This is a genomic window from Runella sp. MFBS21, from assembly GCF_029433105.1.
In the GTDB taxonomy this organism is placed as follows: domain Bacteria; phylum Bacteroidota; class Bacteroidia; order Cytophagales; family Spirosomataceae; genus Runella.
In genome coordinates, this window is the sequence record NZ_JARNTW010000008.1 from 250914 (window position 1) to 275668 (window position 24755).

Below are 24755 nucleotides of genomic sequence, written 5' to 3' on the forward strand. Positions count from 1 at the left end.
TATGGTTAGTTTTAATTAGATGTAATTCTATTATCTACTATAAATACAGAATTTCTATTATAATTTAAGAATAAAATATTTGCCTATAAAAAATCACATACTTCATGATCCAAAACTCAAAGTAATTTTAGTCCTCAAATCACGAAACCTTAGTTTCAGTCTAATGGCGCGTTATAATATTTTTAAATAGAAAGAAATGGAGTATCCTTAAGCTCTATAAAGTGCTTGGTGGGCATATGGATAAAAAAGAGATTACTAAACTCTTTAAGAGTTTTTAATTGAATTGCATCTAGTGCAAAATCTTCTCGAAAGAAGATAGAAGATTTATTTATCATGATTTTCTTATAAAGTAGGGATTGGTAAATAAACACATCTCTAAATGATGTATATATTCCTATTCGTTACAATTTTTATACCAAAAAAGCTTTTTGAACAAAAATCGCCCTTACTCCAAAGAAGCTCACGAGACATAATAAACTAAAAATCAAACACTTAGTCTACTACATTTCATTTTATAGAGAATGACTAATTTATTAATGAGAAGAGACTTATTGGAATACCTCTAAAACATAGAAGCAAAAAGAAAGGATAAAATGAGGCCTCAATTTCCATGCCAATCCTACAAGGGATAATAGGAATTAGAGAATATCAGAAGTTATATTTCCAAGAAAAACTACAGCAAATCTGGTCGACGAAGTTGGGTGCGCTCCAAAGATTGCTGATAGCGCCAATCAGCGATTTTGGCTTCATGGCCTGAAAGAAGAATATCAGGAACGGTCCAGCCTTCAAAGTCAGAAGGCCGAGTGTAAACGGGAGGCGCTAACAGATTATCCTGAAAAGAATCTGTTAAAGCGGATGTTTCATCATTAAGAACCCCCGGAATAAGTCGAATAATAGCATCAGCAACTACACAAGCTGCCAATTCGCCCCCAGAAAGCACATAATCTCCAATGCTAATTTCGGAGGTGACAAAATGCTGCCGAACCCGCTCATCAACGCCTTTATAATGCCCACAAAGAATAATTAGATTGTCGACCATAGAAAGACGATTGGCAGTTTTTTGAGCGAAACGTTCACCGTCGGGAGTCATATAAATTACCTCGTCATAAGTACGCTCACTTTGTAGCTGTCTAATACAACGAGCAATAGGTTCAATCATCAATACCATACCCGCACCTCCTCCAAACGCATAATCATCTACTTGGCGCTGTTTGCTGGTGCTATAATCTCTCAAATCATGCACATGCACTTCCACATGCCCTCCTTCTTGGGCACGTTTCAAAATAGAATGTCCAAAAAAACTATCCAGAAGACGTGGCAAACATGTTATGATATCGATTCGCATGGGCTTTAATGGTTGGGTGGGTTCTAATTAATCTTCGTCGTCTGCTTCCTCATTCTCTTCGCTTATGTATACATCCAGTAAGCCTTCTGGTAAGTTTACATAAAGAGTTCTAAGAGCCCGATCCGTACGAGGCACGATGGTGTCGTTGACTGGAATCAGCACTTCGTTGCCTTGGTAATTCATCGCAATCAAATCTTGGGTAGGCATGCTATAAACCGTAGCAACAGTCCCTAATTCGCCAAGCTTCTCATCTACGACTTTGAAACCCATGATTTCATGATAATAAAACTGCGACTCGTTGAGGTCATCAAGTGTATCTTCAGGAAGAAAAAGGCCACAATTAATCAAAGGCGTAGCTGCTTCAATAGAATTAATATCCTCAAATTTGACAATGGCTTTGCTACCTTTTTGGATATTGATATTTTCTACAAAAAAAGGGGTAAGCTGCCCTTTTATTTCAACGAATACCGAGTCTAAGTCTTCGTAATCATCTGGAAAATCAACGTCCAAAAAAATCACGACTTCACCTCGAGTACCGTGCGTGCGGGTGATATGCCCTAATTGAAAACAATCGTTGTGATTCATAACTTATTTATAAAGTTGGTATCAAAAAAACCAATCTTTTCTTTCTTAATCAATGCTTGGAAAGCAAGCAATGTTGACTGAGTATCATTCTAAAAAAGAAAAGTGGTACGAACCTGATTGATAGGCTCATACCACTCCGTAAGCTTTCGAAATTATTCAGCAGAATCGGCAGCAGGGGCATCCTCAGCAGGTGCTTCGGTAGCTTCGGCGGCAGGTTCTTCTACTACATTTTTCTTAGCAATTGCAGCAGCGCGAGCTTCGTTCACTTTACGCTCTGCTTCCAACTGAGCTTGTTTAGCTTCAGTTTGTTTTTTGGTCAAGCCGTCTTGTTTAGTTTCGACTCTTCCCGCTTTTCCTTGTTTCCAAGCTTCAAAACGCTCATCGGCTACATCTTGAGTGATAGCACCTTTGATAACACCTACTTGCAAGTGCTTGCGCAACAATACACCTTCGTGGCTCAAAATAGCACGAGTGGTATCAGTAGGCTGGGCACCGTTCAAAAGCCATTTTACGGCTTTGTCAACGTTCAAAACAACTTTTGCAGGATTTGCGATGGGGTTGTAAGTTCCCAATTTCTCAATAAAGCGACCATCACGTGGTGCTCTGGCATCGGCTACAACAATGTCATACATTGCTGCTTTTTTACGTCCACGACGCGCTAAACGAATTCTTACCATTTTATTTTTTTAGGTTTACTTGTGAAGGAACACGTCCTTCGGATGAAACGTGGCCGCAAAAGTAGGCATTTTTATAAAAAAACCAAAATCTGCACTTACTAAACTAGCTGAAACTAAGGAGAAGAAGTAAATTATGGGAAAAACCAACCCCCTATTGGTATTTTACCTCCAAAAAACAATAAAAGTGAGGAGGTGTGAAGCGTATTAGTGAATTTTTGCTTTCTAATACAAAACTTTATTAGTTGTGTATTGAGTGAGTGTTAAAAATCACTCACTCAATATGAAGGAAGTGCCTATATTAAGCTTCTACTTCTCTATTTTTAGGCTTGCGACCACGACGTTTCCCAGTATATTCTACTTTGGGTTTTTCTTCCTCACTTACAGTCGACAACTCTAACTCAAATCCTTCCGCACCTTCATATTCAAATGGTTTGATTATGAAAGTGTACTTAGTTTCTGAAAAATCTACTCCAATTTTTTTCAAAAGTACTGGCAACGAAATACTAACACTTTTCGCAGCAGGTTGGACCTGAAATGAATCAGCACTTTCTTCTGATTTTACTAGATAAAGAGATTTTGCTTTACGTTTACCTTCTTGTGTTCCGATTCTGAAAAAAGAGCTTTCAAAATCTGAATCCAATTGAGCAACAGTTTTTGCAGGAAACACTAGCTTTCCTGCCCCAGAAATATATCCTGTCAAAACTACTTTTTTAGGTTTAGCCTCTTTCTTTTCCTTAGGGAGGCTATTGTCGCTTAGCGAGAAAAATTGAATACTGAAAGATTTCATTTAATTTAACTTTATTAATGTATGAAGTATTAATGTATAATAATACGCAAACTTAATAAATAAAGTTGGGTATTAGCAAACAATATTTTTTCATTAAGTAAATTTTAATCTCAAAAATTCCTTTCCAATTATATATAACTCCAAAAAATATTCAGAAAATAATTTTTATTGCCTTATTTAATACTTGCCATTTTACCAACAAAAAGTGGTTGACCTAAACGGCCAACCACCTAACTAATACGTGTGATTTATAGAATATTTTATGCCTTATTGAATGAATTTTAGAGTGTTTTAGTCACAATTCCTCCTTTTCGACTATTGACTTCTACGGTCCATTTATCGGCTTTTCCTTTTACAATCCAGCGTACTTTGACGGCGTTATTTCCGCCAGCTCCACCACCAAACATACCACCGCCACCACCACCAGCTACAGTACCGGGGATGTTTCTTACTTCGATAGTTTGAGGAGTATATTTTTGTTCTTTGGTGATGCCTAAATCTTCATTTTCGACTATCATCCCGGCAATTACTTGTGCATTTTTGAGGGTAATATAATCAGGACGTTCTATTTTAAATTTCATGTCATGAGCCGAATGAGTAGGAATAGCGCGCTGATTTTGAATAACAGCAGTCACCTCTGTAAGCCCTCCTACCAAGGCTTTTGATTTAATTTCTACAATTTCAATTTTAGGTAAGTGATAGGCATGTAACATCGTAAAGGCCATATTTCGGTGGCCTTCTTCTTCTAGCATGAAGCCGGGAGTATTGCGAATATAATTACGCTTGGTGCCCCCAATTTCGATATCGCCATACTGTGGATGTTTGAAAGATTTCCATTTTACGTAGCCATCTCCCAACAATAAAAATTTATCAAATTCTTCAAACTCACTATTTTGATTACGATTTTCGGTTGAGTTTTTATTGAACATTCGGTACGAAGTATTTATTTCATTAGAAAACATAAATACCCCTCTTCCCAAACCAATCCAATCAATTTCGCCACCATATACTGTGTAGAGATCTTTCCACAATACATAATATTTATACCCTGGAATCATTTTTTCGCCTACTTTCCCAATTACATCATATACTGCTACATCCGCTTGAGGCACATACATTGCATCCTCTTCTGCACCAGGAGGACGCAAAAACATGCCTCCAAAGTTGTGATAACTCTGTGCTCCTGCAATGTTGGGATGACTATAAAAGAATTTTTTGACGTTTTGAGTTTCGGGTAAAGTTCCGGGATAAAACAACGCCCCCCCTTGGATGTGGTCAGGCTGCCATCCCCATCCCCAGTCACGATTGGGATCATAGGCACCAGGATTGTCTTCATTGACGCGTCCGTCGCCGTCGTTGTCGATACCTTCAAAACCCAGCATTTCATATTCGCCTTGCTCGTCGGGTTTGGCTAGTATCATTCTTCCCGGAAACTCAGGATCAACTTTATAACGCCCTGTGGGAGATTTGCGGCGCATCATCACGATATTGCCGTCGCCATCCAAATCATCGTAGGTATCTTCATCTACAAGCCCATCGCCATCATCATCGATAGGCATCATACCAGAGCGCGAAGAGCTTGTGGTGTTTGATTTATAAATAAAGTTTTCGTGAGCATCAGGATTGAGGGACGGCAAAATATAAAAAGTACGCCCTTTGAGCATTTCTGTCACAAAATCAACTTTACCAAAACTCTCAGCCAAATACCAAGCTGTATACATCGCAAACTGAGTTCCTTGTAATTCGTTAGCGTGGATATTACCATCAATCCAAAAAGCAGGTTTGGTCTCGGGCTTTCCGCTTTTAAAATCTGTAACGGTCAAAACATACATTTCACGACCTTGATAGGATTTTCCTATCGACTCATATTTGACCAAATCAGGATAGGCTTTGGCGAGGTCTTGGGTAAGTTTATTGAAACCCGCATAATCCATATAATAATTCCAGGCCCACTTGACTTTGGGATTGGCAGGCGACCCAATCGCCCGCATTCCGTTGAGGTCGGGGTCATTTTGAGGAGCAGTTTGGGCAATTACATTTAGGGCCGTAAAAGTGCCAATAAATGCATAAGCAAAAAAGTGAATATATTTTTTCATTGATTTTTCTCAATTTAGAAATGAATAATAAACCGAACAAAACTACTTTAAAGTAATCTCTACCGATTTGGTACCTGCGGTGGGGCAGCCCGCTTCAATCGTCACTTTTCCGGCACCTGAGATAAGCCATGTATATTCTTCTGATTCGTCGGCGCCCAAAGCACTATTTAAATTGAGACGTTTACCCGACAAAATACTTTGTCCAGAAGCTAGTTTTAGTTCGGTTTTTACTTTTTGTACAAACTTCACGCGGTCCCCTATTTCGGCATAAGTTGGCAAAAGGCCCTTATTAACCACTGTCACAGTGATACGTGAAATGCCATTACCCAACGATTCTGTTTTTACGTTTACGAGTTGGATTTCGGGCATTTGGTGGCCTAGTCCCGTCAAAAACTTGAGGTGCTTATCCGCAGAAGCTTCTAAATAACTAATGGGGGGATTGAGCTTGCTGAAAGGAGCAATGCCTCCTACCTCTACTTTTTGTCCAGGAAAATCAGGGTGCTGAATCGTTTTCCAATCTACATACACTCCTGTGAGTTTTTCTTTATCAGCCCATTTCAAATATTTGATTTCCTCGTCTCCTGCTTTCGGCTCACCACCGCCACCAGTACCTTTGGCTCCATCGGCTTCTGCTTTAGGAGTGTCATCGCCTTTTGACCGGTCAGAAGGGGCTTCTTTTTTAGTAGTATCTTTGGCAGGGGTAATCTTAGGCACCCACCATCCTGGAGTTGTAAAGCTAAAACGTCCCGCATGAAAATAAGCAGTCTGCGAAAAGTTCCCTTTCGTCTGGGGCATTTTAGGAGCATCTTTCAAGCCAGTTTTGCCATTATATAGTTTTGATACTTGCTCCATTACTTTGGCATCTTTTGCCAGTGGTCCGGTCAAGATTTTTTTTGCTACTTTGGAAGCTTCAAATTTAGGAGCTTCACTGAGGTTGTTGTTAGGGCCAAATGTCAGTACCGCAAAAATATGCGGCGCACGATACAAAAACTCCAGTAAAGCTCTTACTTCAGGCGCTTCGGCGGCATATTCTCCTGAGCCTTTAACAAAAATGGGATATTCGTATGTAAAGTTTTTTTCGGGATTGATGCCACCAGCAGCATCTTCGTTAAATTCCCCGTCTTTGTCATTGTCGATTCCTTCGGTCAACAAAAGGTATTTTCCGCTTTCTCCTTTGGTAGGGTCGGCTTTTACCAATACACGAGGGTCTTCTTTGCTTGTCACAAAAGTTCCGGTAGGACTTTCGACGCGCATCCAAGTAACCAAGCCGTCATTGTTGAGATCTTCAAATGGGTCTTCGTCTAGCCGACCATCGCGGTCATCGTCGGTAGCGGTATCATTGCCACTGCGCTCATATTTGAGCTTGGCCACAAACTGCTCTTGCGCATCGGGGTTCATGCTTGGCAAAAAGTAGAAAGTTTTGGTTTCAAGCAATTTGGCAATACTGTCGGTACTAGCCGCAGCCAGCATTTTTTCGGCAGTTTGCACCGCTAACTCACTGCCTACTAGGTGTGTTCCGTCAAGACCTGCCACCACCAAAATAGCTGGTTTTTTGGAAGCATCTCCTTTGCCAAGGGTTAATAACCACAAATCGCGCCCCCCTCCACTTTTACCAATAGACCGTACAGAAGCCAAAGCATTGTACTTAGTAGAAAGATTTTTGAGCCGTGTCGAGAGCTGTGCATGACTATTATACGTACTTTGTGCCTCTACATGAGGAGTCATCCATACGAGCATTGTCACCAACCCACCATAAAGTAGTTGACGAATCATAAAATTTGGTTTTTAGAGTTTGATAAATATAAACTTCGAAGAGACGAGCGAAATCCTAGAAAATTGTATTTTTTCTATCTTTCTGACTCAAACTTCGTTTGATTGCAAGTTAAGGAAGAAACTTTATACCAAATAGATTGTTGAGATATTGAGCGATAAACGCCCCGAATGTATAGAGATAAACGATAGTTTTGCGAACCATGTCTTTTTTTCGACTTCAACACATATCCAAGAGTTACAAGGAATTATCAATACTTAGGCAAGTCAATTTTGAATTAAATTCAGGAGAAATATTTGGCCTACTTGGAGAAAGTGGTTCTGGAAAAAGCACTTTATTGCGCATTGCAGCAGGTTTGATAGATGCTGACGAAGGCGAAGTATGGATTGGTTCTGAAAAACTCCCTCCTGCCAGTGATCAGTTGATTCCGGGGCATCCCGACATCAAAATTGTTCACCAAGATTATCAATTATCACTCCCGCTCACTACCCGAGAAAATATCAATTATGCTTTGCGTTTTTACGAAAAAACATACCGAAACGAACGGATAGAAGAGTTACTTGAATTATGCCATTTACAAGCCGTAGCCGACCGACCTGCCAAGCTACTTTCGGGCGGCGAAAAACAGCGCACGGCCATTGCACGGGCCTTGGCCGAAGAAGCTCGTGTGTTGCTTTTAGATGAACCCTTTGCTCATTTGGATTTACCTAATCGACGACGACTCAGCGACACCTTACGAGAACTGACCACCCAAAGTGATCTGGCTTGTCTTTTTGTGACACACGATGCACAAGATGCGTTGAGCTTATGCCATCAAATGGCCGTTTTGAAAGAAGGGGAATTACTACAAAAAGACACGCCCGAAGCTATCTATCAAACTCCTGCCAATACCTATATTGCGGCCTTGACTGGTGAAATTATATTGATAGAGCCTTCTTTTTTTCAACATTATTTCAACATCTCGGCTCCACTCCTTGATCATCAAATAGTAGCTCGACCTGAGCATTTTCAACTTTCTACAATCATCAACACAGAAGAAACGGAATGGGTCAAAACAATGGTAAAGCGAGTGGCTTTTGAAGGAAGTAGATACAAAATTGAGGTACTATTAGAAAATACCTTACTTAGCGTGTATTATTCTACGCCACTTCCCTTGGAATCTGAGGTTTTTATAAAATATGTAGCTCAATCTTAGCTACTATGAACCTGACATTTTATCAACCAGATCTCGCGCAATCTCCTGAAAATAAGCACCATTATAAGGCCCAAACCAATTCATAACGAGGGTTTCGTAAGTATCTCTATCATAATATTTGTCGGGAGTTATGTAGCCGATATATCCGCCGTTGAAGCTTGTCACCATGAGTTTTAATCCTTTCTGATTGGCATAAGCACTCATTTCGGCGATCAGTTCTCCCGAAAAATCACAGGGAAAACCTACCATCAATACATTGCCGATACGCATGGCTTTTACATAATTGGGAAAATCGCCAAATGCCCAATTGAACACCCAAGGCCGCAAACGCCACCCAAGCGTGACCCGAGGATTGGCTTCTCGCAAAGGAATCGGTAATGTCACCATCCTAAAGGCTGCTTTTGAAGAAAGGTTCATCCCTAAAAGCTGCTTTTGAACATCCGCCTCCAAGCTATCCGCTTCAGCTCGTGCCTGAATTATATCATTTTCGCCTTCAATTTTGGGTGACATACTTCCCACTGCGCCCGACATAAACATCGCAAAGTTGGCTTCGCCCTGTTCTAAAGAATCCACCAATACTCCCGGATAATCGCGCGACAAAACGATATTGTCAGAACTCATAATCGTCGAATGTGCACCATAAGAACACACCAAGGCTTTTGTACCGTCATTTCTTACCAATTGTAAAGTACGTATGTAAGGATCTATGGGTCCTCCTTTGATGAGTCGATTGCGAATACGCGCCGTATCTGCGACTTCGTGGTATCCCACAGAAGCTGGTCGAATGTCTTTTTGGGCCAATTGTACTGCTTTGACCACCGCATCGGCAATCCAAGTCACATTGTCGGGGTTAAATTTTCCTCCAAACAATCGCCCCACAACTCCCCCACTCCATCCTCCCATGCTATTGTGGGTATGTGTAGCTCCCAGATATACATTCTCAAAAGGAATACCTGTAGACTTTAGTTTGGTTTTGAGCTGTTCGGTCACTGCAGGGGGCATAATGAGCAAATCTGCCGCCACAATCGCCGCCCTTGTTTGACCATTGTCAATCACAATCGCCCGCACATATATCGAATCGTGTACAGATTTGTAATGGGCACCTTGCCTTACACCATATCCCGCTGTGGGCGTAGGTGTAAGTGGCGTAAAATTGACTTTTGCCCAACCCACTTTGAGAGAGTCACCCAAGAGAGAAGGGGCATTGGCAGGGAGAGAAGTTACTTCTTGCTTCCACTGCTGATAATAGGGCATTTGGGTATAAGGTGTATCATCCACAGGGGCTACCATACACGCCAATAAAACCAAAAGAAAAAGGAGAAATCCGCCGAGGACTTTGAGAAGAATTTTCAGAAAACGCATTAGTAAACCTTTGTCAGTATGATGCTATACCGACAAAGGTTTCATTTTTTTTTAATCTATCAAAAAAGCAACCATTGACTTGGGGCCGTGTGCCCCCAACACCAAGGATTGTTCGATATCTGCGGTTTTGGAAGGACCTGCTATAAATGCCCCAAAACCATAGTCTGCCGACCCAATTCGCGCATAAGCATCGTGCATTTTGGGCACTATTTCCGAACTTTTAACTACCAAAGCCAATGACTCGGCAATAAAAGGTGCGGCTCTTTGTCCCATTTCGGCTTCGGTCACCCACATAGAGCCATTTTCAGCTACGGCAAATTGCCCCTGCAAAACCGCCAATCCTACGTTGTTGAGCGAATGAGGGTCTGATTGTAACCAGCTATTTTGGGCCATATCAGACAGTTCACTTATGGTAGTGATGATTCTAAAACCCACAAAATGAGTTTGTATATAAGTCCTAATTTCTTCCCAATCTTTTACCCTTACCACTTCTCCGCCGATGGTGGTAAGTACCGAGCGGAATTGTTCGGCCAAATCAGCATACTGATTCCCAAAGTTTTGAATTTGGGGTAAGGGTGTAGAAGTAGGTTTGTTTTTGGCTACCGCAGCCAATATCTTTTCTCGACTCATTATTTATTTGGTATGGGAGGCATTTACAAAAGGCCTCATTTTATCCCCTATTTTTCTTATACCATTCCCCAAAAGATTCTTTGGGGGGCTCGGGCATTTCGCGTTGTTTGTACCAAGGATTCAATGAATTGTTGACTACAAAAGGTACATTTGCCAAAGCCAACCTTCCCATTTTTCCTGACAATCTGTACACACTAGGATTAGACAAAACCGCTGCCATTGCTTTCATGCCCAGTGTTTTGGCAGTGGGAGAATGCCCGCTTTTGGTAAGTACTTGCCGCCATTCGTACAATTGCTCATGAATATTAATTTTGACAGGACACACATTTGAGCAGCTACCACAAAGCGTACTTGCAAAGGGTAAGTCAGCGTTTTTGGTCATATCCAAATTAGGTGCCAAAATAGAACCAATAGGCCCTGCCACCGCATTGTGATAGCTATGTCCTCCACTCCGTCGATATACGGGGCAGGTATTCATACAAGCGCCACAACGAATACATTTGAGGGAGTTACGAAACTCTTCGCGCCCTAGTTGGGTAGTACGACCATTGTCTACCAATACGAGGTGCATTTCTTGTCCGGCACGAGGTTTGGCAAAATGGCTCGAATAAGTCGTAATAGGCTGCCCCGTAGCACTACGCGCTAGTAGTCTTAAAAAAACACCCAAATGCGCTCGTTGGGGGATAATCTTCTCGATACCCATACAGGCGATATGAACATCTGCCAAGTGCGCTCCCATATCGGCATTTCCTTCATTGGTACACACTACAAACTCGCCCGTTTCGGCCACCGCAAAATTGACACCTGTAATGGCTACCCTACGCGTCAAAAACTTCTCGCGCAAGTTTTCGCGGGCAGCATGAGTAAGCAAGGTAGGGTCGGCGCAGCCTTCAGGAGTTCCTAAATGTTTATGAAAAAGTACGCCAATTTCTTCTTTTTTCCAATGAATACAAGGCAATACAATATGGCTTGGCGGTTCGTCGGCCAGCTGCACAATTCGCTCTCCCAAATCAGTATCAACGACTTCTACGCCATTTTCGGCCAAATATGGATTCAGGTGACACTCTTCCGTCAACATTGATTTACTTTTGACGATTTGCGTCACACCTTGTTTTTTCAAAATCGAAAGAATGATTTCGTTGTGCTCATGCGCATCAGCTGCCCAATGAACCGTAATTCCATTTTTTTGCGCATTTTTCTCAAACTCCACCAAGTAAGTGTCTAGATTTGACAATACATTGTGTTTGATTTGAGAGGCTGTATCGCGCAATTTTTCCCATTCAGGAATCGAAAAAGCAGCCCTATCTCGTTTTTGACGAACCCACCAGAGCGTTTCATCATGCCAAGTAGTTCGGTCAAAATCTTTATTAAATTTTTCGGCAGCAGTAGCGTGATTGATGGTCATGATTGATGGTCTTTTGAGTAGTCTCTTACTCTGTTGCGGTCAAAATCTCAGCAATGTGCATCACTTTTATCGGAAGCTTACGGCGACGAATCACCCCTTCTAGGTGCATCAAACAAGACATATCGCCTCCGGTCAAGACCTGTGTGCCATTTTTGACGTGGTCGTCGATACGGTCGATACCCATGCGGGATGATACAGCTTCTTCGGCCACACAAAAAGTTCCTCCAAATCCACAGCATTCGTCCTTCCGACTCAGCTTCACAAGCTCTACATCTTTTACCATATTGAGAAGCTGCTCAGGCTTAGAAAAAGGAGTCGCTACTAGCTCCGACATCTGGGACAAATGCAGGCCTCTTTGTCCATGACAACTTTGATGCAAACCCACTCTAAATGGAAAACGAGCTTCTAAGTTTTCCACTTTCAGTATATCCGTCAAAAATTCCGTAAGCTCGTAGATACGTTTGCGAATATGAGTAGCTTTTCCTTCATTTTGAGTCTCGTTTTCTGGCGCATGAAGGTGCTCTTTGATGTGCAAAACGCAGCTCCCAGATGGTGAAACTATATAATCATACTCAGAAAAGTTATTCATAAACAAACGATTACAATCATGAGTAAGGTGTTCATACCCAGAGTTGGCCATGGGTTGTCCACAGCAAGTTTGTTTAGGCGGATAGCTAACCTGGCATCCGAGTTTTTCTAACAACTGAAGCGTGGCAATTCCCACTTTTGGGTAAAATTGATCCACGTAACATGGAATAAATAAACCTACTTTCATCATGTCGCAAACTTACAAGATTATTTCCCAAAACCCTGTCCTGTAGAAACCTGTTAAAAAAAATTAATCCAATCTGACAACTCAGAAGGTATCAAGCAGATAGATTTTGCCACTTGGATCAACTATTTGTAAAAGGGGTTTGTTATTTTTTTTCTTGCAAAAACACGTGTACTCCTTTCTTATTGGCTACAATAATATCCGGCAATTTGTCTTTGTTCATATCATCTACTACTAAGTGAAGCCCTACTCCCGAATCGTCATCCACTTGATGAGGAGTCCAAGTAGGCGTAGGGCCAGGTTTGAACTCAAACCAATAGAGTACGGCTGGTTCAAAAGCGCCGGGGTCTTTACCATTGTGAGCAAAATAACGCTTTCCAGTCACTAAATCGGGGTAGCCGTCGGCATTCATATCTACCAAACTTAAACCATGCGTTTGCGAAAACATCTTTCCGATTTCGTGCTTTTCCCAAGTTGGATTTCCTTGAGCGTCTTTTCCTTGCTCATGCCACCACATTCCGTATTTGTGTGCCGACATACTAATCACGTCCTTTAGCCCATCTTGATTTACATCCAAGAGATACATCTGCGAGCACTCTTCTCCTAAATTAGCTTTATGAAATACCCAATTTGGTTGCGTACGGTCGGCGGGTGCTTCCCACCAGCCCTCACGAATCAACACATCCAAGCGCCCATCTCCATTCATATCGACCATTCCCAAACCATGCGTGTATTTATGAATCCCAATCGGCCCTTCGCTAATCACGTATTTTTTCCATTCGGTATCGCCCTTTTTAGAAGGGCTTTTGAGCCAAATGATTTGTTTGGTTTCGGGGTCATTGCCCACAATATCGGGGCGACCATCGCCGTCAATATCCCCAAAATACGGAGACTCATTTCCGATAGATTTATGAATAGTGTTTGCTTTCCAATGTCCAGGCTTATTTTTGGGGTTTTCGTACCATACTACCGATTCACCAGGGGTATCTACTCTGATAAAATCTATCCAACCGTCTTGGTTTACATCCATACTAAAATTTAAGAATGAATTGCTATAGCCTCCATTGACGGTAAAAGTGTCGCCTTTGGCGATTTCGTGGCGAGTCCAGTTGGGCGCTTCAAACCAAAAAGCCCCCGCCATCACATCTTTTTTCCCGTCTTTGTTGACATCTCCTACCGCTACTCCTTCCGAAAAAAACATCCTAGTCAGCGTATGCTTCTTAAAACTTATCTCTTTTTTTTTCTGCGCCATTGAAGTAACTCCTATCAGTTGCGCAAGAAATAGCATCAAAGCAATGCGCCGGTTTTTAAAGATTCTCATAATGCTATGGTTGTATTTTGGTAAGAATGTTAAAAGTTTATTTGGATGTAAAATCATTAACCTCGCCCGATATACCCACTATCATTTTATTTTTTTGGGGATAGACGGGCTAAAATATCCAAAAAGCCCTCTATTTTATCTGACAAATTCATTCTTTCTTTGCAAGAAATGGTGTAAGTATCCATTTTAAAATATAAAAACCTTACTCATTTCATATCAAAAAACTATCAATTTGGTAGGCGTATGACCGCAAAAAACAAAAAAAAATGGACTTTAGCTGCCGCTATTATCATGTCGTTGGCGGTAGTATCAAGCATTGTTACGGGGCTTGTGCAAGCATTTAATTTTATCCGTATCATTATGATTCTCAGTTTTGGGGCAAGCGCAGGCTTATATTGGTACAGGTACTACACCGAAGAATTTGAAGACGATTAAAAACCTAGCGTCAAACGTTTTCTTTGTAATTGGTGTTACTAGCAAAACAGCACATTTCAGCACAAACCGAACATCTCTCCTCCTTGAAAGCACTTGCCCACCTTAATAAGTATCTAGTAAAGTATAAGTGGTATCTCATTTTAGGTACGCTTTTTACGATTATCTCCAACTTATTTGGCATTATTCCCGCCCAAGTTGTACGTCATGCGCTCGATTTGGTGAGCGATACACTCGATATTTACTTTTTGCTTGACGGTGCAGCTATTCAATCCAAACTCTATGATGTGTTTGCATTTAGCATTTTGTTGTATGGGTTGTTGATTTTGATAATGGCTTTGCTGAAAGGGGTATTTTTGTTTTTGGTACGCCAAACCCTCATTGTCATGTCAAGGCATATCGAATATGACCTCAAAAACGAAATTTATGCTCATTATCAGACTCTTCCTTTGAGCTTTTATCGACGCAACAACACGGGCGACTTGATGGCTCGTATTTCGGAAGATGTAAGCAAGGTAAGAATGTACGTAGGCCCTTCTATTATGTATGGCATCAATCTCATCACGCTCTTTATACTGGTCATTAGCTATATGGTTTCGGTCAATGCCAAATTGACATTTTATGTACTATTGCCCTTACCCGTGCTTTCGATTAGTATTTATGTAGTAAACAATATCATCATGAAACGCTCTGAGGCGTTGCAAGCCCAACTTTCCAATCTCTCTACCTATGTTCAAGAGTCTTTTTCAGGAATTAGGGTTATCAAAGCCTTTGTCAAAGAGCGTCAGCAGTTTCATGAATTTGTGGTACAGAGCAACGATTATCGCAACAAATCGCTCAAACTCACACTCGTAGATTCGCTATTTTACCCTTTTATTGTGGTATTGGTGGGTCTTAGCAATGTACTCATTGTGTACGTAGGTGGCCAAGAAATCATGGCAGGACGCCTCACTCCCGGCAATATCACCGAGTTTATTTTATACGTAAGTATGCTTACATGGCCCGTGATGGCGCTTGGCTGGACCACTAGCCAAACCCAACGCGCCGCCGCTTCTCAACAGCGTATCAACGAATTTTTGACCACCAAAACGGATTTGGTTTCTACCAAAAACCTCGAAAAAGAGATTGAAGGAAGCATTGTTTTCAAAAATATCAACTTTGTCTATCCCGATACTGGTATCAAGGCTCTCAAAAATTTTAATCTTAACGTAAAAGCAGGCGAAACGGTTGCTATTTTAGGAACCACAGGTTCGGGAAAAAGCAGTGTAGCCAATCTACTCACCCGCTTATATGACCCTACCGAAGGTGAGATTTTGATAGATAATATTCCGTTGAAAGAATATCAACTCCAATCGCTCCGCCGCCAAACGGGCTACGTGCCCCAAGATGTGTTTTTGTTTTCGGATACCATCGGAGCTAATATTGCTTTTGGAGATACTCATATCCCTTTTGAAAAAATAGAGCAAGCGGCCAAAGATGCTGACCTATACACCAATATCATGGGCTTTTCGGAAGGGTTTGAAACTAAAGTGGGCGAACGCGGTATCACCCTTTCGGGCGGACAAAAACAGCGACTTTCTATTGCGCGAGCTATTGTAAGAGACCCCAAAATTTTGATATTGGACGATTGTCTTTCGGCGGTAGATACGCATACCGAAAACACTATTTTGACCAATCTTCAGCGCATCATGAATCATCGTACTTCGGTGATTATTTCCCACCGAGTTTCGTCGGCAAAACTAGCGGATTTTATTGTGGTCTTGGACGAAGGTATGATAGTAGAACAAGGCACGCACGACCAGCTAATAGAAAAAGGTGGCATCTATAAAGAGCTGTACGACAAACAATTGCAGACAGAGGAAGTATAAAAAAGCCAGCGAGTAGGCAAAATGCCACCCGCTGGGCTCTATACAAAAACAAACAGGAAGTTTTAGTCTAAACCACAAGCTCCCGCCAACGCTCGTTTGGCATAGACTTTTGCCAAATGTTTGCGATAAGCTTGAGAGGAAAAATGGTCTTCATTGATATGAATGTCACCTTCGGCGGCAGCATTGGCCGCCGCTTCTATGGTCTCTAAAGTGACGGGTTGTTCTATCAAAGCTGCAGCTACGCCTTCATCCAGAAAAGCAGCATCCGATACCCCCGTAAAAGCCACTTTAGCATCTTTAATTAGCCCCCCTTCCACCGTCACAGAAACACCACATCCCACAATCGCAAAGCGAGAGGCAGGTTGCATAAACTTCCGATAGGCAGTTTGCTGTCCTTCCGCAAGTTTAGGAATATGGATTGCCGTGACGATTTCGCCTTCGTCTAAAGCTGTCATAAAAAAGCCCAAAAAGAACTCATTTGCGGCAATAGAACGCTCTCCATTAGGCCCTTGTACTTGGATAGATGCGCCTAACGCCAGCAAAACCGCAGGCCAATCGGCTGAAGGGTCGGCATGAGCAATGCTTCCGCCCAAGGTACCCATATTTCTTACTTGGGTATCACCAATGAGTTCGCCAGCTTCTATCATAGCCTTCATATCCTGAACTGCTTCATTTGAAATTATATCGTGATGCGTACTAGCTGCACCTATCACTACTTTATCTCCTTCATCAGAAATAAAACGTAATTCGGGAATACGTGCGATGTCGATGAGTAAAGAGGGGGCGTTAAGGCGTAACTTCATGGCCGGAATCAAACTATGGCCTCCGGCCAAAATTTTAGCGTCGGGGTTGTCGGTCAGCAAGCGAATAGCCTCCGTCACTGAGCTTGCCCGTGTATAATCTACAGAACTTGGAATCATGTCTTTAATGCGTAAATGATTGTTAAAAAAAGGTCAAACTCAACTTTGCATCGCTCTCCAAACCCGCTCTGAAGTCAGAGGCATACGAATGTCTTTCACCTTATGTCCTACCGACCATAGAGCATCAATGACGGCATTGGTCACCGCTGGTGTAGAGCCAATACATCCTGCTTCACCTGCACCTTTGACTCCCAAAGGATTGTGAGGACAAGGAGTAACCTGACGGTCAAGCTCAAACATCGGAAAATCATCGGCCCGTGGCATGGTATAATCCATATAAGAAGCATTGATGATTTGGCCGTTTTCGTCGTACTCGACTCCTTCAAACAACGCCTGCCCGATTCCCTGCGCCAAACCTCCGTGGATTTGGCCATCTACAATCATCGGATTGATTACGTTTCCTACATCATCAACCGCAATGAAGCGTTTGATTTTGGTAGTACCTGTTTCTTTATCCACTTCTACGACGGCTATATGACACCCAAAAGGATAGGTGAAGTTGGTGGGGTCATAAAAACTACTAAAATCAAGGCCAGGTTCGAGATTAGCAGGATATACGTGTGGCACGTAAGCCGTCAAAGCAATATCTCCAAACCCTAATGATTTATCGGTGCCTTTAACGGTAAACTTCCCGTCTATGAATTCGATATCATCTACTGAACACTCTAGCTTGTGCGCCGCGATTTTGGCACCTTTTTCGATGATTTTATCCAGACTTTTCACGATAGCACTACCTCCCACCGCCAATGAGCGCGAGCCATAGGTTCCCATTCCAAAAGCTACCGTATCAGAATCTCCATGAACAATATCTACATCTTCCATCGGAATTCCTAAGCGGTCGGCTACCACTTGCGCAAAAGTAGTTTCGTGGCCTTGCCCATGTGAATGCGCCCCGGTAAATACGCTCACTTTGCCCGTAGGCTGTACACGTACTTGTCCTACTTCATAGAGACCCGCCCTAGCACCTAGTGACCCCACTACCGCTGAGGGTGCAATCCCGCAGGCTTCGATGTAAGTTGAAAATCCCACCCCTAGCAACTTGTTGGTTGTGGCCGCTTCGGCTTGCGCCTTACGGAAATCTTCATAGCCAAGCATTTCGAGACCGCGCTGAAGCACTCCGTGGTAGTTACCACTATCGTATTGAAGAGCTACGTTGGTTTGATACCCTGGTTGGGTTACGCCATCGAAGGCAGGGATAAAGTTTTTAAGCCTCAGCTCCGTAGGGTCCACCCCCATCTCTAAAGCCGACAAATCTAGTAGCCGCTCCAAAAGATAAGTGGCTTCGGGTCGTCCGGCACCTCGATAAGCATCTACGGCGGTGGTATTGGTAAATACACACGTCATATCCAAGTGGATTTTGGGCGTAGTGTATAAGCCTTGCAAAAGCGTCCCGTGCAAATAAGTAGGTACTGCCGTAGAAAAAGTTGATAGATAAGCGCCTAAATTAGCAAAGGTTTTGATACGGAGTCCGACGATTTTTCCGTCGGCGTCAAAACCCATTTCGGCTTTCGTAACATGGTCGCGGCCGTGGGCATCGGTCAAGAAAGCCTCTGAGCGTGTCTCTGTCCATTTGACAGGTCGCCCGATTTTTTTAGAGGCGAGCGTCACCAATGCTTCTTCCGTATAATGATAAATTTTAGAACCAAAGCCTCCTCCTACATCTGGCCCTACCACCCGCACTTTATGCTCAGGCAAGCCCAGCACAAAAGCACACATGAGTAGGCGTATCAAATGAGGATTTTGGGTAGAAGTATAAAGGGTATATTTATCATAAACGCTATCGTATTGGCCGATATAGCTACGCGGCTCCATCGCATTGGGAGCGAGTCTTTGATTGACAAATTCGAGGGTGGTGATATGGCTTGCCGATGCCATAGCTGCATCCACTTCTTCTTTTGGATTTCCGATTTCCCAATCAAAACATATATTATTAGGTACATCCTCATGCACAAGCGGAGCGCCTTCTTCTACTGCCTTAGAAGCATCAATCACAGCTGGCAATACTTCATAGTCTATGATGATGGCTTCGGCAGCATCTTGAGCCAATTCTCTACTTTCGGCTACTACCATCGCCACTGCATCTCCTACATGCCGTACCTTGTCTTTGACCAAAAGCGGATGCGGAGGTTCTTTCATAGTATCTCCGTTTTTGAAATTGACTTGCCATCCACACGGCACCCCATAATGCCCTACTTCTTCGCCCGTCATGATGGTCACTACCCCTTCCATGGCTTCGGCGGCTGAGGTATCTATGCTTTTGATACGTGCATGAGCGTAGGGGCTACGCAAAATATAGGCATAAGTCATACCGGGCAGCACGATATCGTCGGTATATCGGCCTCTACCAGTAATAAAACGCTTATCTTCAACACGTTTTACTGATTTACCAATGAATTTATTGCTCATTATCTTTTTGATTAGTGGTTGGTGAAAGGTGGTTGGTGAAAGTGCTTCAAGACACTCTATTCACTAACCACTAAAGATTTATTAGCAGCATATTGAATGGCCCGTACGATATTGTGATAACCCGTACAACGGCATATATTTCCTTCTAAACCTTCTCGGATTTCTTGTTCACTAGGATTAGGATTATGACTCAACAAATCGGCAGCGCACATAATCATGCCGGGTGTACAAAACCCACATTGTAAGCCATGCTCTTCTTTAAAACCTTCTTGCAAGGGATGTAGCTCATTGCCAGTGGCCAACCCCTCAATAGTAGTGATAGTGCTTCCGTCGGCCTGCGCCGCCAACATAGAGCAAGATTTTACGGCTTTACCGTCAAGATGAATTGTGCAGGCGCCACAGCTACTGGTATCGCATCCTACGTGAGTACCTGTCAAATGAAGAGTATCACGTAAATAATGGACCAACAGCAAGCGCCCTTCTACCTCGCTGGTGTGGGAAGTTCCGTTTACGGTTACTGTGATTTTTGGCATAATTGGTCAAGGTTAAATTGAATAGTTTATTTTCAAGGAGGAGATAAATCGATGTCTTAGTTTGTTACCTTCATTGGGCAGCTAGTTCATCTTCAAAATTCTTAAAGAACTGTTTAGTGAGGGTATTCGCTACACCACTCATGACACGGTTGCCGGTTCGGGCCAATAAACCCGACATATCTGCTTTACCTTCAAAAGAAAGCTCTGTTTCCGAATCACTTATGGCTTTGAGTTTCATATGTATATCGGCTGCCACATTGCCGATTTTACTATTCTGTAATACTTTTAAAGTAAAACTCTCTGGAGCAACGGGATTTTCTACCATGGCTTTCCCTTCAAATTTGCCAGATACGGGGCCAATCTTAACCTCGGCGACCGCCTTATATACGCCTTCATTTTCAAGCTCAAGACGCGAGATACCAGGAGTTACTTTAGCCAATATATCAGGAGTCATAAGCATATCCCATATTTTTTGGGCAGGAGCTGGGAGAGTGTGTGTGCCGGTTAGTTCCATGAAAAAGTGAGGTAAATTTATAAATATTATAAAAATAATAATATTCCAAAACTACAATATTCTCCTTTTTACCAATGCTACAATTATCTAAAAAAATAGAACTATTCTATCAAGAATTGGGAATAATAAGATTTAGAAGAGACTCCAAAGCAAGGGAAGACAGGCAAAATCAAAAAATCACCCACTGTTTACGGTAGTGAGCAGGGGTAGTGCCTACGGCTTTTTTAAAAACTTTCAAGAAGTAATTAAGGTTATTATATCCACACGCAAAACAAATGTCAGAAATGCTGTATTGGGTGTTGCGCAAAAGCTTAATAGAGAGTTGTATCCTTTGCTGATTGATATATTCGACGGGCGTAACCCCATATTGCTGCTTAAAACACCGAAAGAAATTAGGTTCACTCATGCAAGCTTTGTCCGCTAGTTCACGAATGGTTAGATTTTTATGAATATTGTCTTGAACATATTTGACGGCAAACGCCAATCGATTGCTGTTGGCAAGCTCTTGCAAATTGTTGGTCAACACATTTCGGGCTTTGGTCTGCATCAACCGTACGATAAGCTCTTGTAAAACCAAGTTGGCAAAAAAATCCTTTGCTTCGTTGTTTTCAGTAAAAATATAAATTAAACGAGCGATCAACTGATGAATGGCATTTTCATTGGTAAAATAGAAATTATCATTCGTAAATTGCCATCCTTGTGAGTTGTCAACCAAAGGAGCCTTTTCGTTGAGAGCTTCTACCATACTTTTGATTTTGGCCGGCGCAATCGCCAAAGCCAAACATTGAGTAGGATTATCAAATTGAGCCTCGGGAAAATCAATGGTCATGGTTTGATTAGCGGGTACAATGACTGATTCCCCTGGTAAAAAATCAAAAGAAGGGGCATCGGCCAAATACATGACTTTTTTACCACGAATCATACTCGCCAAAACTGGATTAGTGAAAGTAAGCTCCACATTTTTGGCTACTTGATGGGTTTCGTAGATATTAAGTTCAGCATTTTCAAGAGTATAAGCCGTTCGGTTTTCTACCACTAGCTCTAACTTACGAGATTGAATATGACGAGACAAATCAAAAGAGTTCATAAAAGGAGGTAATGTAGAATGACAAGGCCCTTCAATAGTACAAATTCTAACAATTTTATGATTATTTCTATACAAAAACAACGTCCCGCCTTCATTAAAATTATCAATATGTCATTCATTTTGTGTTCTCATATGTCTTTTTTTCGTCTGAAGCACATGATATGGATTTCTGTGTGCTTATTTATTTGCCCTTATTTACTATTCGCTCAAAGAGCCGATTCTTTGCGTACATTGTCTTTGTCGCCCGTTACGGTTTCGACTACCCGCCTCGAAACCAACGAAAAACGCTTACCAGCAGCCTTGACTGTACTTGAGGGTGGCAGGATTCAAATCGGGCAGCCTCAGCTCTCGCTTTTTGAATCACTTGGAGGAGTTGCGGGGCTTTTTGCTCAAAATCCTGATAATTTTAATCAAGACCTGCGTATCTCGATTCGGGGTTTTGGAGCTAGGGCTGCTTTTGGGATTCGTGGTATTCGGCTTGTGGTAGATGGTATTCCTGAATCCACTCCCGACGGCCAAGCAGATGTTGACAACTTGGACATGGGAGCAATGCGACGTTTGGAAGTAATGCGCGGGCCTTCGTCAGGCTTATACGGAAATGCCGCCGGGGGAGTTATCAGTTTACAAACCGACAATGCCGCCGACTTGCCTTTGGCAGAAGCCCAAGCTACCGTAGGCTCTAATGGATTTAATAGTTATCGCCTCAAAACAGGCTACCAAAAAGGGAAGTTTCAATACGTTTTTATCGCAACTCGCAATGCCTCCGATGGCTATAGAGGCAACAGCCAAATGCAAAGTTCGATTCTAAATCTCAAATTACACTACGATTTTGACTCTCTTACGCGCTTATCTATACTGGCCAATTATGGCAATGGCCCTACCGCCAACGACCCTGGCGGCCTTACGCTGGCACAAGTAAATGAAAACCGCCGCCAAGCCCATCCCAATAATTTGAGGTTTATGGCTGGTGAGTCGGTAGCACAGGGGCGTATCGGTATTACGTTTGAGAAAAAAATGGGGAATAGTCTCCTCTTTACAAGGGTATTTGGCACCAAACGCGACTTCTCCAACTTTTTGGCATTTCAGGCAGCAGGGGCTGGTACTATCAATCGAACTTTTGCAGGTGCTAGCTTACAATATCAATACAATCAGGTGTTTGGCGAGCTTCAATATCGCTTTCGACTTGGGATTGATTTCGAAACGCAAGCTGATACCCGCCGCCGTTTCGACAACCTAATGGGCCAGCGGGGCAAGCTCACCTTTGACCAGCTTGAATCTTTCAAAAATACCGCAGCCTATATTACGCAAGAGATTTCGTATCATAAAGTGACGATTTTGACGGGCTTACGCTCCGATGCCATTCGGATGAAAGCCGAAGATGCTTTCTTGACCGACGGAGACCAATCAGGCCAACGCCAATACAGCCGCCTCAATCCGACCATCGGAATTTCGTTTGAGGCATCTCCTAAAATAAGTCTTTACTCCAACCTCGGGACCAGTTTTGAAACCCCTACTCTTAGCGAGCTTTCCAACAATCCTTCGGGCACGGGAGGCTTCAATCCTGACCTAAAACCTCAGCGCGCAACCAACTACGAAATAGGTGCCAAAACTTATTTCAACCAACGTGTCAGAATGGATTTAGCTCTTTTCAATATCAATGTATCGGATGAGTTTGTGCCTTATCAAATTACGGGGCAAGCAGGTAGGGTATTTTATCGAAATGCCGGCAGCTCTCGTCGCCAAGGCGTAGAATTGAGTCTTAACGCTAACCTCGCCAAAGGCCTATCACTGTTTTCAAATTATACATACTCTGATTTTAAATACCGCCAATATGTGACTACCGCCGGCGAGTTTGACGGCAATGCTCTACCCGGAATTCCAAAACATGCTGCTCAAGCCGAATTACGATATTTTCGGCCCAAAGGTCTGTTTGCGATTGCCCAGATTCGCCATGCTTCTGACCTCTATGCCGACGACGCTAATGCTGTCATCGCCAATGCTTATACCCTCGTCAATTTACGTCTGGGACTTCACTTGACCTACCAGCGTGTGGCGTTGGAACCTTTTGTAGGAGTCAACAATTTATTCAATGCTATTTATTTTCAGAATGTTCAAATAAACGCCGCCAATGGCCGTTATTTTGAGCCAGCTCGCGGACAGTTCTGGTTTGGAGGAGTTAAGGTGTCACTAAACAGAAAAACATTAGAGTAATTTTAAACCTTTTTCATTATAGAATATCTAATGAAAAACAAGGCTCGATAAGCTCGAATTTTGTTAACAACCATGAAAACAATTTTTCTTTTCGCCGCTTTTTTACTCGTTTTTGTCGCATTGAGATTAGCATCTTATATTTTTCCTCGTAAATTTGGATGTATCTATTCAGTTTTCTACCTTTATAAAAAGAGTTGGAGAGGCGTCTGAAGAATCAATAATAACAATGGAACTTTTTGGTATGCGAACAATGTTATTTAATTGTTATGACAACTGAAGTAGTTACACAATTTATCAACAAAGACTTACGTTAAGTAAAATATTTTTAAAATGGCTGTATGGGTTGGACAGGCCTCGACTTTTAGTTGAGGCCTGTTTTTTTACAATTATTCCCTAATTAACAAACACTTAAATCAAATTAAGGTTTTACTTCAACCAACCCTGCTTTTGGGTCAAAGCTATATCTTTGGGTAGAGGCTCCCTCATTTATGTCTTCAATAGAGAGCGTCAAGGTACCTTTTTGGAGAAGGGACTCTACCTGATAATTTCCCTCTGCATTGTCATAATATACTTCTTTAGTAAACACCAGCCGTTGCTTTTCATCATAGCCACAAAGCCATACAATATTCTCATTCTCATACTCCCGTCCGATGAGGTATAGCTTGGTTTGGGGTGTTTCTAATACAGTTTGTAATAAATGGTATTTATAATTGAGGGATGGGCATTATTGAAAAGTGACTTTAAAATTCTCTAAACTGCCCAACTCTCTTTGATTAGTGAAATTATCATACATGATTAATTGGACTGTGCAACTCGCTATCATTAAGTAGGCACTGAC

Annotated in this window: 21 protein-coding genes; 4 read left to right on the plus strand and 17 right to left on the minus strand. The window is 42.2% G+C overall.

All coding sequences use genetic code 11. The annotated features are described in order from the left end of the window. Positions 1 to 673: 673 nt before the first annotated feature. The 6 genes from trmD to P1X15_RS17640 form a co-directional block, all read right to left on the minus strand. Positions 674 to 1345, minus strand: coding sequence for a tRNA (guanosine(37)-N1)-methyltransferase TrmD (gene trmD, locus P1X15_RS17615; protein WP_277339452.1), 672 nt, complete (start codon positions 1343 to 1345; stop codon positions 674 to 676). Positions 1346 to 1372: 27 nt separating this feature from the next. Further along, complete coding sequence (rimM, locus tag P1X15_RS17620) at positions 1373 to 1930, minus strand: ribosome maturation factor RimM (protein ID WP_277339453.1); 558 nt, start codon at positions 1928 to 1930, stop codon at positions 1373 to 1375. A 152-nt stretch (positions 1931 to 2082) separates the two neighbouring features. Next, entirely contained in the window at positions 2083 to 2607 is a 525-nt protein-coding gene (locus P1X15_RS17625; protein ID WP_277339454.1) for a 30S ribosomal protein S16, read from the minus strand. A gap of 298 nt (positions 2608 to 2905) precedes the next feature. Then, positions 2906 to 3394, minus strand: coding sequence for a hypothetical protein (locus tag P1X15_RS17630; protein ID WP_277339455.1), 489 nt, complete (start codon positions 3392 to 3394; stop codon positions 2906 to 2908). Positions 3395 to 3675: 281 nt separating this feature from the next. Beyond that, complete coding sequence (locus P1X15_RS17635) at positions 3676 to 5490, minus strand: M14 family metallopeptidase (protein ID WP_277339456.1); 1815 nt, start codon at positions 5488 to 5490, stop codon at positions 3676 to 3678. Between the two features lie 42 nt (positions 5491 to 5532). After that, a complete protein-coding gene (locus P1X15_RS17640; RefSeq protein WP_277339457.1) occupies positions 5533 to 7263 on the minus strand; it encodes a M14 family metallopeptidase in 1731 nt (576 codons plus the stop codon). A 200-nt stretch (positions 7264 to 7463) separates the two neighbouring features. Here P1X15_RS17640 and P1X15_RS17645 point away from each other — a divergent pair, with 200 nt between their 5' ends. After that, on the plus strand, positions 7464 to 8456 hold the full coding sequence (locus P1X15_RS17645) for an ABC transporter ATP-binding protein (RefSeq protein ID WP_277339458.1): 993 nt from the start codon (positions 7464 to 7466) through the stop codon (positions 8454 to 8456). Between the two features lie 3 nt (positions 8457 to 8459). Here P1X15_RS17645 and P1X15_RS17650 read toward each other — a convergent pair whose 3' ends face one another. The 5 genes from P1X15_RS17650 to P1X15_RS17670 form a co-directional block, all read right to left on the minus strand. Then, positions 8460 to 9818 carry a neutral/alkaline non-lysosomal ceramidase N-terminal domain-containing protein gene (locus P1X15_RS17650; RefSeq protein ID WP_277339459.1) on the minus strand — a complete coding sequence of 453 codons (1359 nt, stop codon included), beginning with the start codon at positions 9816 to 9818 and terminating at the stop codon, positions 8460 to 8462. A 51-nt stretch (positions 9819 to 9869) separates the two neighbouring features. After that, positions 9870 to 10448: an LUD domain-containing protein gene (locus P1X15_RS17655; RefSeq protein WP_277339460.1), complete on the minus strand. Its 579-nt coding sequence runs from the start codon at positions 10446 to 10448 to the stop codon at positions 9870 to 9872. Between the two features lie 40 nt (positions 10449 to 10488). After that, entirely contained in the window at positions 10489 to 11853 is a 1365-nt protein-coding gene (locus P1X15_RS17660; RefSeq protein ID WP_277339461.1) for a lactate utilization protein B, read from the minus strand. Between the two features lie 25 nt (positions 11854 to 11878). After that, positions 11879 to 12628 carry a (Fe-S)-binding protein gene (locus tag P1X15_RS17665; RefSeq protein ID WP_277339473.1) on the minus strand — a complete coding sequence of 250 codons (750 nt, stop codon included), beginning with the start codon at positions 12626 to 12628 and terminating at the stop codon, positions 11879 to 11881. 142 nt (positions 12629 to 12770) lie between these two features. Beyond that, entirely contained in the window at positions 12771 to 13946 is a 1176-nt protein-coding gene (locus P1X15_RS17670; protein ID WP_277339462.1) for a VCBS repeat-containing protein, read from the minus strand. Positions 13947 to 14189: 243 nt separating this feature from the next. Here P1X15_RS17670 and P1X15_RS17675 point away from each other — a divergent pair, with 243 nt between their 5' ends. Together P1X15_RS17675 and P1X15_RS17680 are read left to right on the plus strand one after the other, a co-directional pair. Beyond that, positions 14190 to 14381, plus strand: a complete 192-nt coding sequence (locus tag P1X15_RS17675) for a hypothetical protein (protein ID WP_277339463.1) — start codon at positions 14190 to 14192, stop codon at positions 14379 to 14381. An 83-nt stretch (positions 14382 to 14464) separates the two neighbouring features. After that, positions 14465 to 16246: an ABC transporter ATP-binding protein gene (locus P1X15_RS17680; protein ID WP_277339464.1), complete on the plus strand. Its 1782-nt coding sequence runs from the start codon at positions 14465 to 14467 to the stop codon at positions 16244 to 16246. A 62-nt stretch (positions 16247 to 16308) separates the two neighbouring features. Here the strand turns inward: P1X15_RS17680 and P1X15_RS17685 are convergent, their stop codons facing one another. The 5 genes from P1X15_RS17685 to P1X15_RS17705 all read right to left on the minus strand — a co-directional run bounded on the left by P1X15_RS17685 (position 16309) and on the right by P1X15_RS17705 (position 21706). Further along, positions 16309 to 17166 (minus strand): xanthine dehydrogenase family protein subunit M, encoded by an 858-nt coding sequence (locus P1X15_RS17685; RefSeq protein WP_277339465.1) that lies wholly within the window; start codon positions 17164 to 17166, stop codon positions 16309 to 16311. Between the two features lie 39 nt (positions 17167 to 17205). Beyond that, entirely contained in the window at positions 17206 to 19572 is a 2367-nt protein-coding gene (locus tag P1X15_RS17690; protein ID WP_277339466.1) for a xanthine dehydrogenase family protein molybdopterin-binding subunit, read from the minus strand. 56 nt (positions 19573 to 19628) lie between these two features. Then, positions 19629 to 20105 carry a (2Fe-2S)-binding protein gene (locus P1X15_RS17695; RefSeq protein WP_028668628.1) on the minus strand — a complete coding sequence of 159 codons (477 nt, stop codon included), beginning with the start codon at positions 20103 to 20105 and terminating at the stop codon, positions 19629 to 19631. A gap of 70 nt (positions 20106 to 20175) precedes the next feature. Then, entirely contained in the window at positions 20176 to 20619 is a 444-nt protein-coding gene (locus P1X15_RS17700; protein ID WP_277339467.1) for a CoxG family protein, read from the minus strand. A gap of 169 nt (positions 20620 to 20788) precedes the next feature. After that, positions 20789 to 21706, minus strand: coding sequence for an AraC family transcriptional regulator (locus tag P1X15_RS17705; RefSeq protein WP_277339468.1), 918 nt, complete (start codon positions 21704 to 21706; stop codon positions 20789 to 20791). Between the two features lie 222 nt (positions 21707 to 21928). Here P1X15_RS17705 and P1X15_RS17710 point away from each other — a divergent pair, with 222 nt between their 5' ends. Then, positions 21929 to 23917, plus strand: a complete 1989-nt coding sequence (locus P1X15_RS17710; RefSeq protein ID WP_277339469.1) for a TonB-dependent receptor — start codon at positions 21929 to 21931, stop codon at positions 23915 to 23917. A gap of 418 nt (positions 23918 to 24335) precedes the next feature. Here P1X15_RS17710 and P1X15_RS17715 read toward each other — a convergent pair whose 3' ends face one another. Continuing rightward, a complete protein-coding gene (locus P1X15_RS17715) occupies positions 24336 to 24503 on the minus strand; it encodes a hypothetical protein (RefSeq protein WP_277339470.1) in 168 nt (55 codons plus the stop codon). Positions 24504 to 24755: the final 252 nt, after the last annotated feature.